This is a genomic window from Clostridium neonatale, from assembly GCF_900465025.1.
GTDB classification, from domain to species: Bacteria; Bacillota; Clostridia; order Clostridiales; family Clostridiaceae; genus Clostridium; species Clostridium neonatale.
Genome location: NZ_UICR01000001.1, coordinates 1,400,593 through 1,418,475 on the forward strand (window position 1 = coordinate 1,400,593; position 17,883 = coordinate 1,418,475).

Sequence of the window (17,883 nt, forward strand, 5' to 3'; positions counted from 1 at the left end):
ATGGCATAGAAGATTGTCTTATATTATTTATTTTTAAATAACCTCTAATTAAGATAATAAATTTTATTTAATAATATATATGTTAACGATTGACATATGTTAACGTTTAGCATATAATCATTACATAAACATGTTAACGATTGACATATAAAAATTTGCAATCATATACATGAAAAAAATTTTATTTACTTGGGAGGAAAACACTATGCATAAACTATATTATCAACCCGAAGGTTATTGGTTTGGAGACTGTATGCCATTTTCTAAAGATGGAGTATTTTATGTTTACCACCAAAGAGACACTAGAAATCCAGCTCCATTTGGAGAGCCATTTGGATGGGCATTAGCCACTACTACAGATTTTGTTAACTACAAAAATTTTGGCGAATCTTTAAAAAGAGGAAGAGATGATGAACCAGATCAATTTATATATGCTGGAAGCGTATTTGAAGATAAAGATGGAAATCTTCATGCATTTTACACAGGATACAATAGAGAATTTTTAAAAGTAGGAAAAGTATCTCAAGTTTTAATGCATGCAACTAGTGATGACTTAGTTGATTGGAATAAATCGGAAGAAAAATTAAAATTAGTTCCACCTAAAGGATATAGTCAATATGACTTTAGAGATCCATACGTAATATGGGATGAAGAAAATCAAGAATATTTCTTAATATTAGGGGCTAGAGCTGAAGGTGATAAAAGAAAACAAACTGGAAGATTAGTTACATTTACATCTAAGAATTTAAAAGATTGGAATTTTCAAGGTGATTTCTGGAGTCCTGGTATATATACAATGTTTGAGATGCCAGAGATATTTAAAATAGGTGAATGGTGGTACTTAGTTTACTCAGAGTACTCTCAACAAAATAAAATATTATATAGAATGAGCAAAAGTTTAAAGGGACCATGGATTAGACCTAAAGATGATGCATTTGATGGAAGTGCATATTATGCAGGAAGAACTGCATTTGATGGAAATAGAAGAATATTATTTGGATGGGTTCCTACAAAATTAAATTGTGAAGATATGAACCAATATGAATGGGGCGGAACTTTAGTACCTCATGAAGTTTATCAAAGAGAAGATGGAACTCTAGGAACTAAGGTACCAGACTCAGTTTGGAATACATTTACAAATAGAGAAGAGTTAGAATCTTTGTCTTTAAAAACAATAGATACTAGAGAAGAAGCAATTATTTGTAAAGATGCTGGAAGATTATTCGCATTTGAAACAACAATAAAATTTGAAGAAGGGACAAGAGAATTTTCTATACGATTTTATGAAGATGAAGAATTAAGCGAAGCGTATGAATATAAATTCTCTTTAGTAGATAATAGATTCACTTTTGATAAAAATCCAAATTATAAGTGGTTCCAAATGATGAATAAAGGATTAGAAAGACCAATATATTTGGAAGTAAATAAAGAATACAACTTAAGATTAATAGTAGATGATACAATATCAACTTTATATATAGATGGAGTAGCATTAAATGCTAGAATTTATAAGAAATTTGGAGATGCAATAGCGCTTACGGTTACAGATGGTGCTATAACTACATCGAACACAACTATATCAAAAACTTTGAATAGATAATTTAATCGAATAAAAAATAAAGTATTTCTAGCAAGATAAAACTTGATAGAAATATAATGAATATACGGGAGGATAAAACTTATGGATTTTAAGCAAATAGCCCAAGAAGTCATTGAGAATGTTGGGGGAAAAGAAAATGTTAGTAGTGCTACTCATTGTATAACTAGACTACGTTTAATATTAAAAGACAATTCTCTATATAATAGACAAGCCATTGAAAATATAAAAGGAGCTAAGGGAGTAATTTTCAACAGTGGTCAGTTACAAATTATATTTGGTTCAGGAACTGTAGAAAAAGTATATGCTGAGTTTGCTAGATTGACAGGTGCTAAAGAAGTGTCTGTTTCAGAGATGAAAAATGAAGGCATTAGTAAACAAGGAAAACTACAACAAGGATTTAAAGTATTTTCGGATATATTCATACCAATAATACCAGCTTTTATAGGAGCTGCGATGATACTTGGTATAAGATCTATTCTTACTACACAAGGTTTATTTGGAATGGAGGGTTCTCTAGCTGATAAGAGCACAACTATTGCCGATCTAGCTAAGTTCTTAAAAATAATAGCAACTACATTTGATTATTTACCAGTACTAGTAATGTACAGTGCAACAAAGCGTTTTGGTGGAAATCCTATATTAGGTCTTTTGGTTGGATTTGTTATGATACATCCAGGACTTGCAGATAGAAATCAATATGTATTAGGTACAGTAAAACCTGAATATTGGCATTTATTTGGACTTGTAATACCAGCTGTAGCATTCCAAGGAGGAGTATTTCCAGCAGTTCTTACAGCATGGTTCTTATCTAAAGTAGAAAAGATTACTGATAAGTACGCACCACAAGTTTTAGCTTATATATTAGTTCCAACCATAACTATACTATTTTCAAACTTAGCATTGTTTACTATATTTGGACCTTTAGGAAATGCGATAGGTACAGGATTAGGAGCAGTTATAGATTTATTATACAATAAAGGTGGAGCATTTGGAGCATTTGTATTTGCAGCATCACTTCAGCCACTTGTTGTCACAGGAACTCAACATGCTATACAAGGTATAGAGGCAAACTTAGTTGCTGTTACAGGATTTAACTATATACAACCAATATGGTCAGTATCTATAATAGCGCAAGGTGGAGGTGCTATAGGTATGTATCTTCTATATAAGAAAAAGTCTAAGGACAGAGAGATAGCTATGTCAAGCTTTATTCCATCATTAGTTGGCATAACAGAGCCAGCAATTTTTGCAGTTAATTTAAAGTATTCAATAATACCTTTCATTTGTTCTTTTATAGGTGCAGGATTTGGTGGGGTAATAATGAAAATATTTGATGTTAAAGCAATAGGTCAAGGGTTAACTGTACTTCCAGGTCTTACAATAGTAACACCACAAACTCTTATACCTTATATTGTAGGAAACTTAGTTGCATTTACTTTACCAATTGTATTTTTATTTATATACGATAAGGTGAAGGGTGTACCTAAAGGTTATGAGGATGTAAGCAAAAAAAATAGTAAAGCTATTTAGATTAAGATTATATAGAATTGATGAAAGCTATTATCTAAGTTAATACTTAAATCATAGCTTTTGATATAAATACACTAACAGGAAGGCGAGAGGGAAAAAGATATGAATTTAAATGAAAATATAACAGGGCTTCAACACATAGGGATACCAACATTAGTGATAGATAAAACTATAGAGTTTTATGAGAGCTTAGGATTTAAGGTGATTCAAAGAGAAAGCCTTGAAGATGGATCAAAAGTTGCGTTTCTTGAATTGAATAAGTTAATAATAGAAACATGGGAGAATAAATCTAATTTCAATGAAATTGGAGTTATAGATCATATAGCCTTAGATGTATGTGATATTGAAGCTGCTTTTAAGGATTGTAAAGAAAATAAATTAACTATATTAAATAAAAATATTGAATTTCTACCATTTTGGAGCAATGGAATAAAGCACTTTGAAATTCAAGGAGTAAATAATGAAAAAATAGAATTTTGTCAGAAGTTATAGAGTTATAAGTCAATTTATATATACTCAATTTATTCAGAATAAAGCAAATTAAAATATCTTAGCACAAATATAAAATGTTTGAATTTGCTTTCCATTAGGCCATGTTTCACTAACATGTTTTTTAAAACAATAAAATGTTTAATAAAGAGATATTGAAATTATTCTATAATGATGATAATATTCTAATGTATGTAAAATTAAATAGGCAAATTTAGAGAAATCTAGAGACGCAAAGCTATAGGGACTAAGGTTTATAACTATGTCAGCCAGTTGCCAAAGAGTACATTATACTTTTTGTTTTTTAGATTAATTTAGTAATATTACATTCTTTGAATATGTAAAATACTAAATTTATAAAGATAATATGAGGCTACTCTTTTTTTGAGTAGCCTTTTTTTAATGTACATCTTATGGGGAATAATAATTATGGGGGTAAAAAATGAATAAAAGAAAAATAGCAGCCATAGTGGCAGCCGCAGTAACTATTAATTTCTCAGTATCATCAATAGAGGCATTAGCAAGTAGAATATCAAAAGCTAAGGAAGAATTGGCCTCAACAGCAGAACCTATATTGGATAAAGAAGATATAGAAAATGCTAGTGAATTAGTAAGTGAGCAAGGAGTACAAGCTACAACTGAAGCTGCAGCAACTATAACAGAAATTGAGACAGAGCCTATAATGGAAACTACAGGTGCTGCTGTAACAGCAACTATAAGTAAATTTGATTTATTAAATAGCAGTAATATAGGTGCTTATAACGAAATATTCAAAATGGATAATTCAAATATTGAATCTATAACTAGCAATGGAGGTAACTATAATAATAATTCATCTATTGAAAACGCTATAGATGGCAATTTTACTACACATTGGGAAACAAAAAAGCAAAATAAATCTGACTTTACAAATGAAGTAGTATTTAAATTAAATGAAGAAACAACTTTAAATAGAATAGTATATGCAGCGAGACAATCATCAGCTAAGGGTAAAGGTTTTGCTAAAGAATTAGAAATATACGGCTCTCTTACTGATGGAGAAGATGATTTTACATTAGTAAGTAGCGGGGAATATAAAGGTTCTACTGGTGATGTGGTAGAAATTAAATTTAATCCAACAAAGTTTAAAAGAATAAAGTTTGTATTTAAAAAAGCTGATCAAGACTGGGCTTCAGCATCAGAATTTATGTTCTATAAAGAAGATAAATTAAGCGATAAAATGGATAGACTATTTACTGATGATACAATGAGTGAAATTAATGAAGAGTTTAATAGTATAGAAGAGATAGATGCTTTAGAGGAAGAAGTAAAAAATCATCCACTATACAGCGATTTTAAAGAATATATAGAAAATGCTAGAGAATTATTAAATGATCAAAATGTAGAAGCTACAACAGCAACTACAAAGCAATTTGAACATTATTCTAATGAAGAATATTCAAATTTATTTAAAATGGATAATAATAATATAAAGAGTATTAGCAATAATGGAGGTTATTATTCTGGACAAGTAATAACAAATGCTATCGATGGTAATGTGGATACATATTGGGAAACTAATACATCAAATAAAGGTGATTTTACAAATGAAGTAGAGGTAGAATTTAAAGACGCTGTAGAATTAAATAGAATAGTATATGGAGCAAGAAAATCTGATAGAAAAGGATTTGCACAGGAATTTGAGATATATGGTTCTACAACATCTAAAGGAGATACATATAAACTTGTAGCAACTGGTAGTCATAATAAAGTATCTGGATTAGTTGAGGCAAAATTTAATCCTACTAAATTTAAACGAGTTAAATTTAAATTTAAAAATTCAGATCAAAACTGGGCTACATTATCAGAAATAGCATTTTATAAACAAGATGTTGTAAGCGATAAAATTGATAATTTATTTACAAATGGACTAAGAAATGAATTATCAGAAGACTTTAATACTAAAGAAAAATTACAGGCTTTAGAAAATGAAACTAAAGGACATCCTTTAGAAAGTTCATTCAAAGAACCATTAGAGTTAGCAAAAGAAATACTTAATGGTGAATTGTCTACTGTAAAAGTTATTACAGCAGAACAACATGGAGATATGGTAGCGCATGCTAAAAATAATTTGAAGTTTGGCTTTGGTAATAACAATCAACCAACAGGTATATCTGCAAAACCAGGTGATGTAATAACTGTTTATGTTGATGCAGATCCAAGCAAGCCTCTACCAAGCTTAGCATTTTCTCAACAAGAGGGAAGCTTTGGTAATTGGATGAGAACAGTGAGTTTGAAGGTAGGTAAGAATGTAATAGCTGTTCCTGAGATACCACAAGATGGTTGGTATAAGCATGAGGTAACTAAAGGTGGCCCAATATATATAGTAAATCCATACACTAAAGAAGAGCAACCTAAAGCTCCAGTTATAAGATTTGCTTCGGGAGATAAATTCCCATTCCTTACAAAAGATACAAATGAAGAAGAATTCAAAAAATTCTTAATAGAATATAAAAAAGCAATGGATGAAGATATAGCTAAAAATCCTAATGTTTTAGACAGAAAGGTATTAGATATTTTCGAGTTCGTAAGTGATCATCTAGTATGGACAGGTACTGCAACTGGAGCATATAAGACTTATATTGAACAAGGAGTAAATCCTTTAGATACAATAAAATCTTACAATACTCATATGGAAGAAATTTTTAAATACTACGGTTTAGATGGAAGTAGTGAGCAAAATGACCCTAAATATATAAGGGAAAATGTTAGATTAGCACAACCATTTGCATATATGTATTCATATACTAATCATATAGGAGTATTAAGTGACGTAATGGCAAATCACTTAATTCCATTTGAAGACAGAGGACCATCTTGGGGATTAACTCATGAAATAGGTCACAGAATGGATGTAAATGCAAGATTATATGGTGAAATTACAAATAATATGTTACCTATGCATATGTCTGTATATTACAATAAAATAGATAATAGAATACCATATGAATCTAAAATTTATAAAAATGTAATAAGTGAAAATTCTAATAAATATGCAGATGGTGAAGCATTTGAAAGATTGGCTGTATACTGGCAATTAGAAATGTATAAGCCAGGTTATTGGGGCAATTTAAATAAGTTATATAGAGAAAGAAATGTTAGCTTAGGAGATAAAAATCCTGAGAACGTAAAAATGCAATATTTAATTAAATTTTCATCAGAAGTAATAGGCGAAGATTTAAGTGAATACTTTGCTAGACATGGATTTGAGGTTAATGAGGAAACTAAAAAAGAAACTATCAAATATCCAAAACCAGATAAGAAGATATGGTATTTAAATAATAGCAAGGCTAATTATAAAGGAAATGGATTCACTCAAGATACAAATTTAGAAGTTTCTTTAAACAAAGTAGAAAATGGAATTAAGTTAACATTTGATGTAGATGATAAAGTTAAACCAGATTTATTAGGATATGAAATATTAAGAGATGGTGAGGTAATAGGATTTACTGGAACTAATACTTTCACAGATACTAATGCAGATAAAGCTAAGAATTCTAAGTATGAAGTAGTACCTTATGATCTTAACTTAGGGACAGGTAAGTCTGTTTCAATATATCAATTTACACCAAATATAAACATTCAACAGAATAAGATAACTTTAAAATTAAAAGAAGAGTTTAATCCTATGGATTATATAAAAGTATTAGACTATGAAGGAAATGACATAACTTCTAAGGTTGAAGCTGTCCACAATGTAGACACGAGCAAGAAAGGTGTATATCAAGTTAAGTATACAGTAAATGATGATGACGTAGTGGCAGAAAAGATTGTAGAAGTTGAAGTAGTAAGTGATTATGATTATTTATCAGATGAAGAGTGGACATCTGTAAAAACGGAGTGGGGGACTCCAAGAAGAAACTCTAGTATAAAAGGCAGAGTAAATGGAGAGTTAAAAGAATTTGAAAAAGGCTTTGGAATACATGCAAATGGTACAATAACTTATGATTTATCAGATAAAGATTATGATAACTTCGAAGCTTTACTTGGAGTTGATTTAGGAATAGAAGCACAAAATAACTCTAGTATAAAATTTGAAATAATAGGTGATGATAAAGTTCTAGCTACAACTGATGTTTTAAAGCATGCAGATAATATGGTATATATAAATGTACCAGTTAAGGGAGTAAAAGAATTAGTAATAAAAGTTACTGATGCTGGAGATAGAAATACTTCAGACCATTCAGTAATAGCTAATCCTAAATTAACTACCAATAATGCAAAACCAAAATTAACTATACCAAAATCAGTATCTACTAAAGTTGGAGAAGTAATAGATTTAAACGAAAAATATAGTGCAATAGATGCTGAAGATGGAGATATAACTGATAAGGTTCAAGTAACTGGTAAAGTAAACTTTAATAAAACAGGAAAGTATCCAATAACTTATACAGTAATTGATAATGATGGTAATGAGGTAGTTAAAACTAGAACTATAGCAGTAGTTAATATGAATGATTATAGATACTTAACAGATTATGATTGGACATCTACTAAAAATAGCTATGCTAACCCTAAAAAAGATATATCAAATGGTAATAATACTTTAAGATTAACTAATGAAAACGGTAAGGAAGTATCATTTGAAAGAGGTATAGGAGCTCACTCAAATTCAACTATAACATATGATTTAACAGATAAAGATTATTCATACTTCAGCTCATATGTTGGTGTGGATAGAGAAATGTTTGGTACAGTAGGATCAGTTACATTTGAAGTATATGTAGATGGAGAGAAGAAATTTGATAGTAAATTAATGAAATCAAAAGATCCTATGAAGTATTTAGAAGTTGATATAAATGGAGCTAAAGAATTAAAGCTTGTAGTAACTGATGGTGGAAATGGAATAGGATCAGATCACGCTACATGGGGAGATGCTAAACTTCATTTTGTAAATGAGATACAATCAGATTATGAAGAATTAGAGACAGTAGTTGAGACAGCAAAGACTTACGAGAAGGATAAATATACTGAAAAATCATTTGAAGTATTAGAAGAAGCTTTAAAGAAAGCTGAAGCTATTCTAAGAGATAAGGTGAGCAGTCAAGATGAAATAGATTCTACTATCTTAGAATTAAATGGAGCAATATCTAATTTAGAGGAAAATGTAGACATAAATCAGGTTATAACTATAAAAGATGAAGCTCTTAAAAACAGTATAAAAGAGACACTTAATTTATCAAGTGATGATATAACTTTAGGTAATATGCATAAATTAACAGAGTTATCATGTTCAGATAAATGGATTTCAAGCTTAGAAGGTTTAGAATATGCTAAAAACTTAGAGTTATTAGATGTATCAAATAATCAAATAAAAGATTTATCACCACTTAAGAATCTTAAAAAATTAACTAATTTAAATGCAAATCCTCAAGTAATAACAGAAGGTATGCTTTATGCAAAAGATAATAAAATAACTTTAGATTATAAAGTATTAAATAGAAATGGTGAGAAATTAAAACCAAAAGAAATAATTATAAGAAGTAATAGAAGTAATGAAGCTATTGATTTATCTTTAGATAAATTAGTAGATGAAAATGGGGTTATTTCTTTTGATATTTCAGACTTTGATAAATATTTCCATAGTATGTATGTAATATATGAGGATAAAGAAGATAACTTCTTAACTCAATCACTTTATATGTTTAATGTAAAATAATAGCATAAAAACCCCCTTAGATTATGAAGACTTAATCTAAGGGGGATTTTGTTTATGATTTTAAGTTAGAAAAATTAATTTACTTGTAATTTGGATTAGATTTTATAAAATTATCAGAAGCAGTATATAATATTAAAATTATTAATATACAGTATTTAGTTAAGAGTAAATAATAGAGAGTAATCCTAAAGATTGATAACATTTAGATGTTTGTATATTATGTTTAACAATATCAAAAATTAACGTTGAGATAACTTTATAATATATAGTATTATAATAGCATTGATTTTTTTAGAATTTATAACAATAAATGCTTCAGGGGTGGAAAATGATAGAAGTAAGTTTAAAGAACATTTTAATGATAATACAAAAAACTCTAGATTCAGTAGATAATAGAATGGTAGGGCATGGAGAAGAGGCAGCATATGATATAGAATATTAAGTGATTTAGGTTTAGATGACATAAGAGATATATCTGCATTACATCATGAAAAATTAGATGGGACAGGATATCCATTTAAATTAAAAGATAGTGAGATTTCACTCGAAGTAAGAATAGTTGCAATAGCAGATATAATAAGTGCTCTTGTTGGTAAAAGAAGTTATAAAGGGGAATTCCCTAAAGAAACAGTAATATCAATATTATATGATATGGCATTAAATAATAAGATTGATAGTGATATTTGTAACATAGTAATAGATAAATATGATTTCATATTGGGTAGAGTAAGAGCAAATACAAAGGAAACGTTAACTATATATAATAATATAATGAAAGAATATGAAGATCTTTTAAGTAACTTTGAAAAAAAGAGGCTTATTTAATAGACGTTTAACTTTATAATATAAGATTTACAGTTATGAATAAAGTAGCCTCATATAGGCATATAGCATGGAACCGTATCACAAGTAGATGATACGGTCCTTATTCTTTAAATAGCTATATTAAGCTAAAATTTATAATAGAAAATCTTTGAAAGGAGTATTTAGATTAGCATGTTATTTACCAGCACAAATAACTTGAGGTGATTTTTGGAATATCTACAGCGACTATGCCAGCATGGCTTGCTAAAAGACATCCAGATGTATTAGGAGAATTTGAAGATAATACTAAGAGAGTCTTTGGTGGAAGAAGACAATACTGTTTTAATAGTAAGACTTATCATAAATATACTGAAAAAATAATAAGAGAGCTTGCAAAACATTTTAAAGATGAAGAAGCTATAGTTGCATGGCAAATAGATAATGAGTTTGGACATGAAGGTAGTGACGTATGCTTCTGTAATGAATGTAGAGAAGCTTTTAGAAATTATTTAAGGGAAGCTTATAATAATGATATAAATAAGTTAAATGAAACTTGGGGTACTATATTTTGGTCTCAGACTTACAATGACTTTGATGAAATTCCTCTTCCAGCAAAGACAATAACGACTCATAATCCAAGCCTTAGAATGGAATGGGAAAGATTTAGAAGCTTAAGCGTAGAGAATTATGCAAAATTACAAGTTAATATTTTAAAAGAAATACTAGGAAAAGACTCAGTGATAATACATGATTTTTCAGGGGGCTATTTTGATAAAAGTTTTGACTTTTCAAAGGTTGCAAAACATATTGATATTGTGGCATATAATAATTATCCAGTATGGGGAGGGCAAAGAGAGCCAATACCAGCTCATGAAATTGCTTGCGGATTAGATTTCATGAGAGGTACTAAAAGAGAAAATTTCTGGATGATTACAGAAGCTATAATGGGAGCACAAGGCCATGATGTTATTGGATATCTCCCAAGACCAAACCAAGCTAAGATGTGATCATATCAAGCTATGCACATGGCTGTAATTCTCTTATGTATTTTAGATATAGAGGTGCAACTAAGGGCGCAGAGCAATATTGTTATGGAATAATAGATCAAGATAACAAGAAAAGAAGAAAATTTCATGAAGTTCAAGAAAGAATTAGAGAATTTGTTAAAAATGGCGGTAAAGTAGTATTTAGTTTTAGAACAGCTATTAAAGATTACTATAATAATCTAACATTAGGTCAATACAATCCAAGTTTTTATACAGATTTAATAGGTGGATTTGTTGAAGAAATAGAATCACTTCAAGAAGGACAAAATGTTACAATCAAAGATATAAATGAATTTTAAGGTATAGAAGGTAGTGGCACAGTATTTAGAGATATGTTTAAAACAACTACTGCAGAAAGCTTATTTATGTATGATGATGAATTTTATAATGAATTATCAGTAGTAACTTTAAATAGCTTTCTCAAGAGGTTAAAGTCTTTGATGGAATTGCTTTTAAGGCATATGAAAGTAAGATAATAAAGAAATAATAAGGAATAGAGTCTATTAACTGAAAGCCTTATAGAAAATAAAATTTAAACAATAATGTTGAACTAATCTAAGAAAGGATTAAATAAGACTCTAGATAGTTTTGTGTTATTAAGACATTTATCATTAAAATATTACTGGGAATTTTGTTTTCCAGTAATATTTTTTTACATTATATATATTTGTTGTATAATATCAATATAAACAGGGATAAAAGTATAAATATAAGTAAAAACATTACCTGTTAAGAATATTAGCATATAGTAAAATTATATTACTAGGAAAGCTGGGGAGAAAATGAGTAATATTGTATTTCTTAATTCAAGCAAAATAAACTTTGATAATAAGTTAGATTTTTCAAAAATGGATGATTTGGGTAAAGTTACTAAATATGAAGATAGTAGTACTGAAGAGATTTTAGAAAGAGTTAAAGATCAAGAAATAGTAATTACCAAGGAGATGACAATTGGCAGAGATTTAATTGAAAAATTTCCGTCTAGTGTTAAATTAATCTGTGAAGCTGGTACAGGCTATAATAACATTGATATTGAAGCTGCAAAAGAAAAAGGTATATATGTAGCTAATGTTCCAGGCTATAGCAGTGAGGCAGTAGCTCAATTGGTTATTACATTTATACTGAATTTAACATCATCATTATCAGAACAGCAAAGGATGATTGAAAATAAAAATTATGATAACTTTACTAAGTATCTTCAAGTACCTCATTTTGAAATACAAAATAAAACTCTTGGAGTTATTGGAGCTGGATCTATTGGTCAGCAAGTAATAAAAGTGGCTAAGGCTTTAGGAATGAACATACTTGTGTATAGTAGAACTCCAAAAGATTTAGGAGATTCAACTATTAAATTTGTGAGTCTTGAAGAACTTCTTAAAAAATGTGATTTTGTTACTTTGCATTGCCCTCTAACTATTGATACAAAACATCTTATTAATAAATCTAAATTAGAACTTATGAAGCCAGGAGCTTGTATTATAAATACTGCAAGAGGTGCAATTATAAATGAAATTGATTTAATTGAAGCCCTTAAAAATAAAAAAATTGCAGGAGCAGCACTTGATGTTCAAGAACAAGAGCCTCCAGAATTAAATAATCCACTTTTTAATATGAAGAATGTTATTCTTACTCCACATATAGGATGGAGATGCCTTGAATCAAGACAAAGACTTATAAACCTATTAGCTGAAAATGCTGAAGCATTTATTAAAGGAAATCCTATTAATATTGTTAAATAATATTAAAGTATGTTTAAATATAAGTGCAAAAAAAGATTACCATAGACTTAAGATTTGTAATTAATTGAGTGTGCGCCATATATATGTAGCGCAAATTGGAGACTGTGTATACCCAATTAGCTATTGCTATTACTGTCTACCAAGAATGTTATTTAGTAATAGATATTTAAAAATGAATTGAGGATAGGAAAATGGATAGAGAAAAATTAATTAATCTTATTAATCAAATGCGTCAAGATAATATTGAAAGATATAAAAATAATGTAGTTACAGGGAAAGAAATCTATATTCCAAGTAGCCAAGGAAAAACAAGAGCGTTAATTCATATGTCAACTGATTTAAATGCTCCAGTTTATTTTAATCTTCATGGTGGTGGATTTGTAATGGGATGTCCAGAAAATGAGGACCATTTTTGTCAAAGACTATATGAACAGACAAATATGACTATTATAAATATTGATTATGTTCTTGCACCTGAACATACTTTTCCAGAAGATAAAGAAGAGGTTTATTCAGTTATAAAATATGTTGTAGAACATGCGGATATGTTTCATGCTAATCCAAAATTAATGGTTATTGGTGGACATAGCGCAGGTGGTAATATCGCGGCAGCTGTGTGTATGATGGCTAATGATTCTAATGAATTTAAGTTTGTTTCGGAAATATTGGATTATCCACCATTAGATATTTTTACTTCACCATATGATAAATTTTACGCAGAAGGAGCAATTAAGCCACAAATAGCATATGCTTTTGATAAGGCGTATCGTTCTGAAGAGGATGCTAAAAACCCTTTGTGTTCGCCAGTATTTGCGACCAATGAACAATTGATGGGATTACCTCCTGCATTAATTATTACTTGTGAAATTGATTCATTGAGAGAAGAAGCAGAAGAGTATGCAAAGAAATTAATGCAAGCAGGTGTTGAGGTTACTGGAAAAAGATTTTATGATGTAGCACATGGGTTTACTATGAGACATGATAAAAAAGCTATAGAAGCGCAGCAATATATAATTGACTATATTAAGTATAAATTAAATCTACATTAATATGTGTTTTTTTATATGACGAATTGTCAAGCTAAGTGCAACACTTAGCTTGACAACTCGTTAAATACTTCTAATGGAGTCTTGAATCCAAGACATTTCCGTGGCCTATTATTTAAAATATTTTCAACAATATCAACATCTTCTTGTGTTATAGTGGAAAAATCGAATTTCTTAGGAAAAAATTCTCTAATTAGTCCGTTTGTATTTTCGTTTGTTCCTCTTTGCTATGAACTATATGGATCTGCAAAATACACATTAACTTTCAAAGTACTCTCTAAATCTAAATAAACTGCAAATTCTTTGCCACGGTCTACAGTTAGTGTCTTTACAGTAGTATTATTGAAGCTATTGAAAGCTTTAATGCAATATTCATTAAAAGTATTAGCTTTTCTATTAGGTATTAATTTAATTTTGGTTAATCGTGTTTTCCTTTCAACGAATGTTGAAAGACATGCTTTTGATTTACCTCTACTATAAACTACAGTATCAAGTTCCCAATGACCAATTTCTTCTCTTTTCTTTATTTCCTTTGGCCTTTCTTTAATTGTTTTTCCTGTATTGAATTTACCACGAGTTTCTTTAGGCTTTAAAGATTTTCCTTTCCTGCGTAGCAGTTCAACGGAACATTTTTCTAATAATCTTTTGTAAATCCAGTTATATATGCTACTGAATGAAATTTTCTTATTAATAAGATCAATCTTAATTTGTTCTGAAATTTGTTCTGGAGACCAATGTGCACTCAATTTTTCTTGAACATAATCAACTATCGAAGCGTCAGCAATTTTACCACAAGGTCTGCATTTCATTCTTCTTTTTTCATAACTTTCTTGAGCTATATGTGCACTATACTTTCCATTAAGATTGTTTCTTTTAATTTCTCTTGATATAGTTCATTTATTTGTTCCAAGCTCTTTAGCAATTTTAGATAAACTCCATCCTAAATTTAAATATTCTACTATACAACAACGTTCATTTATAGTAATATGTTTATAACTCATATAGTCACGTCCTTTAAAGTGGTTTTCTCGTAATTATTACTTTAACATGAACGTGCCCATATGGGTTATTTTTTGCAATTAATTAGTGTTGCACTTGATATTGTAATTTATCGCAAAAATAAAAATATGAAGTTCGAAAGATTTACATTGGTTGTATAATTAAATTATGCTACTAACAATTAGAGGGGGATTACAAAATGGCTCGTTTAGGAGCTTCTGTTTATCCAGAACAAGAAAAAATTGAGGAAATAGATGCTATTTTAATTAACAACAAAGATGGAATTCATATTGAAATGTCTGCAGCATTTGTTGATCTCATTGAAAAAGCTATAGCTAATAGCGCTAATATTGAGAATTTATCAATTGATCTTCAATTAAGACATTTTACAATTAGTTTTAATATCACTACAATAAGGAGTGATGTTTTATATAAGAAAGAAAAGGAGATTTGCTATGCATAAGGAAAAAATATTGGTAGTAGATGATGATGAAGATATTATAAGAATTCTTAAAATATACTTAATAAATGCTGGGTATGAAGTAGTACTTGCTAGCAATGGGAAAGAAGCATTAGAACTTATAGAGGATAGCATTAAGTTAATACTCCTTGATGTGATGATGCCAGAAATGAATGGAATAGATGTTTGTGTAAAAATTCGTGAAAAGTATAATATGCCTATAATATTCTTAACAGCTAAATCAGAGGTAATTGATAAGGTAGCAGGACTTGCAGCTGGAGGAGATGATTATATTACAAAACCATTTCAAGGTGTTGAGCTGATTGCTAGAGTGCAAGCAAATTTAAGAAGATACACACAAATGGAGAATAAAAATTTTACTGAAGATGATATGGTCAACATTTGTATTAATGATTTGAATATTAATTTAAGTTCCCATACTGTAGAGAAAAATGGTAGGGAAATAAATTTAACTAGGACTGAATTTTCAATATTGAAGCTATTGGCTCAAAATAGAGGAAAAGTATTTAGTATTGAGCAGATATATGAAAATGTATGGGGGCATGAAAGTATATTAAATGCAGAAAATACGGTTTCGGTTCATATAAAAAGATTAAGGGAGAAAATTGAGGATGATAATAAAAAGCCAAATTATATCAAAACGGTTTGGGGCGTGGGTTATAAGATTGATCAATAAAACTAGAAATCATCAATACAATATCTGCAAGATTCCAAAAACCAATGCTGCCAATTATTATGAAATTTAATGAAGGATAGGTTGATATTAAAAATATAGTTGAAAAAAGCATGACTAAAGTTGTGCTTTTTTATTTAAAGTAATTAATTTTTATATGGCTAACTTTTTCATAAATAGGTTATAACATAGTCGCCTTGGCGATTTTTTTATTTCTTAAAAAATTCTTAAAGAAGTCTTAAAGAATTTGTCAAAGAGCTTTAAAAATAATAATTTATAATATAAGTAATGAGGGGATAGGTTAAAAAAATTATAAACTATTAAAAAAGAGAGTATAGTGTACTTGCTTGTACGCTAGATATTTAAGAAAGAAGGAAGTAAAGAATGAGAAATAAAAAAATAATATCGACTATAGCAGTAGCCTTAATTATCTTTACATCAACAAGTTTATCAGCATGTTCATACAATGGAGGAAGTGCTAAAACAACACCTGCAAGTGATCATATAAAAAGCGTCACAGCAATTAATGAAGTATTTGGGGATGGACAAAAGGTAAGTGCTGTAGCATTGGAATACGATAGTGAGATAGATACCTCTAAGCTGGATACATCAGATTTTACAGTTGAAGGAAAGACTGTTACAAAGGTATATGCTAATACTGCAGCAGAAAAATCTGATGAAGGTGCAAATGGTAAATATGTAATTGCTGAACTTGATACGACTATTACATCTGAGTCAGAAAATGGTGGAAACGGAGGCGATGGCGGCGGTGGTAAGGACCAAAATGGAAATGATCAGCAAGGCGATTCTCAAGGCGCTTCTAAGGGGGGCGATAAGGCCCCTGGTGAAGGTGGCCCAAAGTTAGGAGATCCAGCCACTGATTCAGCTGAAAGCAAACCATTGACAGTTAACATAACGCAAAGTGATGATATCTCAACTGTAGATGGTCAAATATATAAGGCAGATTCAAAAGTCATGACAAATACTAATGCCGTTAATTTAGTAGTAGATGACTTCCAACAGCTTGTTTATACAGATCCAAACTATAATGATGCAAAACTTATGTATAATTTATATGTACCAAAAAATTATGCTCCATCTAAAAAGTATCCATTAGTGTTATTTATGCATGATGCTGGTGTTGTAAGTAACAACCCTACAAATACATTAACTCAGGGCTTAGGAGCTGTTGTATGGGCAGAACCATCTGAACAGGCAAAGAATGAATGCTTTGTACTTGCACCACAATATAATAGTATTATTGCTGATGATACTTCTCAAACTACTGAAGCAATGGATATGACAGTAGACCTTATAAAAAATTTGGAAACTCAGTACAGCATAGATTCTAACCGTTTATATAACACTGGACAATCAATGGGAGGAATGACTTCTATTGCTATGAACATCAAGTATCCTGATATGTTTGCAGCATCACTATTAGTTGCTTGTCAGTGGGATCCAACAAAGGTAGATCCTATGGCAAATAAAAACTTATGGATAGTTGTATCTGAGGGTGATAACAAGGCTAATCCAGGTCAGGATGCCATTACTGAGGAATTAAAGACACAAGGAGCTACTGTAAGCAAGGCAACTTGGAATGCAGAAGCTAGTAAAGAGGAATTAGCAACTGATGTAAGTCAAATGCTTGCTTCAAATAGCAGTATCAATTATACAGTCTTCAAGGGAGGCAGCCATAGATATACTTGGCAATATGCTTATTCAATTGAAGGTATACGTGATTGGCTATTTCAACAGGTGAAGAAGTAATCTCTATG

The 17,883-nt window shown here is 29.8% G+C and carries 12 protein-coding genes, 1 pseudogene and 1 riboswitch; of the genes and pseudogenes, 12 read left to right on the forward strand and 1 reads right to left on the reverse strand.

The window, feature by feature from the left end:
* The first annotated feature begins 205 nt into the window (after positions 1-205).
* From CNEONATNEC86_RS06330 to CNEONATNEC86_RS06365, 9 genes are all read left to right on the forward strand, one after another.
* Positions 206-1,600, forward strand: coding sequence for a GH32 C-terminal domain-containing protein (locus tag CNEONATNEC86_RS06330; protein ID WP_125149191.1), 1,395 nt, complete (start codon positions 206-208; stop codon positions 1,598-1,600).
* Positions 1,601-1,681: 81 nt separating this feature from the next.
* Positions 1,682-3,130 (forward strand): PTS transporter subunit EIIC, encoded by a 1,449-nt coding sequence (locus tag CNEONATNEC86_RS06335; protein ID WP_125149190.1) that lies wholly within the window; start codon positions 1,682-1,684, stop codon positions 3,128-3,130.
* Between the two features lie 102 nt (positions 3,131-3,232).
* Positions 3,233-3,622, forward strand: coding sequence for a VOC family protein (locus CNEONATNEC86_RS06340; protein WP_058294432.1), 390 nt, complete (start codon positions 3,233-3,235; stop codon positions 3,620-3,622).
* Positions 3,623-3,816: 194 nt separating this feature from the next.
* A riboswitch (cyclic di-GMP riboswitch) is annotated at positions 3,817-3,900 on the forward strand.
* 161 nt (positions 3,901-4,061) lie between these two features.
* Positions 4,062-9,317 (forward strand): NPCBM/NEW2 domain-containing protein, encoded by a 5,256-nt coding sequence (locus CNEONATNEC86_RS06345; protein ID WP_159135710.1) that lies wholly within the window; start codon positions 4,062-4,064, stop codon positions 9,315-9,317.
* A gap of 462 nt (positions 9,318-9,779) precedes the next feature.
* Positions 9,780-10,142, forward strand: a complete 363-nt coding sequence (locus CNEONATNEC86_RS06350; RefSeq protein ID WP_276328055.1) for an HD-GYP domain-containing protein — start codon at positions 9,780-9,782, stop codon at positions 10,140-10,142.
* A gap of 200 nt (positions 10,143-10,342) precedes the next feature.
* Positions 10,343-11,128: a beta-galactosidase gene (locus tag CNEONATNEC86_RS21195; protein ID WP_125149187.1), complete on the forward strand. Its 786-nt coding sequence runs from the start codon at positions 10,343-10,345 to the stop codon at positions 11,126-11,128.
* Positions 11,129-11,163: 35 nt separating this feature from the next.
* Positions 11,164-11,466, forward strand: coding sequence for a beta-galactosidase trimerization domain-containing protein (locus tag CNEONATNEC86_RS21770; RefSeq protein ID WP_200848508.1), 303 nt, complete (start codon positions 11,164-11,166; stop codon positions 11,464-11,466).
* A 483-nt stretch (positions 11,467-11,949) separates the two neighbouring features.
* Entirely contained in the window at positions 11,950-12,906 is a 957-nt protein-coding gene (locus CNEONATNEC86_RS06360; protein WP_159135711.1) for an NAD(P)-dependent oxidoreductase, read from the forward strand.
* A 191-nt stretch (positions 12,907-13,097) separates the two neighbouring features.
* Positions 13,098-13,955: an alpha/beta hydrolase gene (locus tag CNEONATNEC86_RS06365; protein ID WP_159135712.1), complete on the forward strand. Its 858-nt coding sequence runs from the start codon at positions 13,098-13,100 to the stop codon at positions 13,953-13,955.
* Positions 13,956-13,999: 44 nt separating this feature from the next.
* Here CNEONATNEC86_RS06365 and CNEONATNEC86_RS06370 read toward each other — a convergent pair.
* A pseudogene (locus tag CNEONATNEC86_RS06370) lies at positions 14,000-14,953 on the reverse strand (IS30 family transposase).
* Positions 14,954-15,150: 197 nt separating this feature from the next.
* Between CNEONATNEC86_RS06370 and CNEONATNEC86_RS06375 the strand changes: the two are divergent.
* The 3 genes from CNEONATNEC86_RS06375 to CNEONATNEC86_RS06385 all read left to right on the forward strand — a co-directional run bounded on the left by CNEONATNEC86_RS06375 (position 15,151) and on the right by CNEONATNEC86_RS06385 (position 17,875).
* Positions 15,151-15,414: a hypothetical protein gene (locus CNEONATNEC86_RS06375; protein WP_159135713.1), complete on the forward strand. Its 264-nt coding sequence runs from the start codon at positions 15,151-15,153 to the stop codon at positions 15,412-15,414.
* A complete protein-coding gene (locus CNEONATNEC86_RS06380; protein WP_058294438.1) occupies positions 15,407-16,108 on the forward strand; it encodes a response regulator transcription factor in 702 nt (233 codons plus the stop codon). The genes CNEONATNEC86_RS06375 and CNEONATNEC86_RS06380 overlap by 8 nt, the downstream gene beginning before the upstream one ends.
* A 381-nt stretch (positions 16,109-16,489) precedes the next feature.
* A complete protein-coding gene (locus CNEONATNEC86_RS06385) occupies positions 16,490-17,875 on the forward strand; it encodes an alpha/beta hydrolase-fold protein (RefSeq protein ID WP_200848509.1) in 1,386 nt (461 codons plus the stop codon).
* Positions 17,876-17,883: the final 8 nt, after the last annotated feature.

Excerpts from the sequence above, each read along its gene's own strand:
- CNEONATNEC86_RS06360 (WP_159135711.1), top strand. The coding sequence starts at position 11,950 with ATGAGTAATATTGTATTTCTTAATTCAAGCAAAATAAACTTTGATAAT.
- CNEONATNEC86_RS06385 (WP_200848509.1), top strand. The coding sequence starts at position 16,490 with ATGAGAAATAAAAAAATAATATCGACTATAGCAGTAGCCTTAATTATC.
- CNEONATNEC86_RS21770 (WP_200848508.1), top strand. The coding sequence starts at position 11,164 with ATGTATTTTAGATATAGAGGTGCAACTAAGGGCGCAGAGCAATATTGT.
- CNEONATNEC86_RS06375 (WP_159135713.1), top strand. The coding sequence starts at position 15,151 with ATGGCTCGTTTAGGAGCTTCTGTTTATCCAGAACAAGAAAAAATTGAG.
- CNEONATNEC86_RS06335 (WP_125149190.1), top strand. The coding sequence starts at position 1,682 with ATGGATTTTAAGCAAATAGCCCAAGAAGTCATTGAGAATGTTGGGGGA.
- CNEONATNEC86_RS06345 (WP_159135710.1), top strand. The coding sequence starts at position 4,062 with ATGAATAAAAGAAAAATAGCAGCCATAGTGGCAGCCGCAGTAACTATT.
- CNEONATNEC86_RS06330 (WP_125149191.1), top strand. The coding sequence starts at position 206 with ATGCATAAACTATATTATCAACCCGAAGGTTATTGGTTTGGAGACTGT.
- CNEONATNEC86_RS06365 (WP_159135712.1), top strand. The coding sequence starts at position 13,098 with ATGGATAGAGAAAAATTAATTAATCTTATTAATCAAATGCGTCAAGAT.
- CNEONATNEC86_RS06380 (WP_058294438.1), top strand. The coding sequence starts at position 15,407 with ATGCATAAGGAAAAAATATTGGTAGTAGATGATGATGAAGATATTATA.
- CNEONATNEC86_RS06340 (WP_058294432.1), top strand. The coding sequence starts at position 3,233 with ATGAATTTAAATGAAAATATAACAGGGCTTCAACACATAGGGATACCA.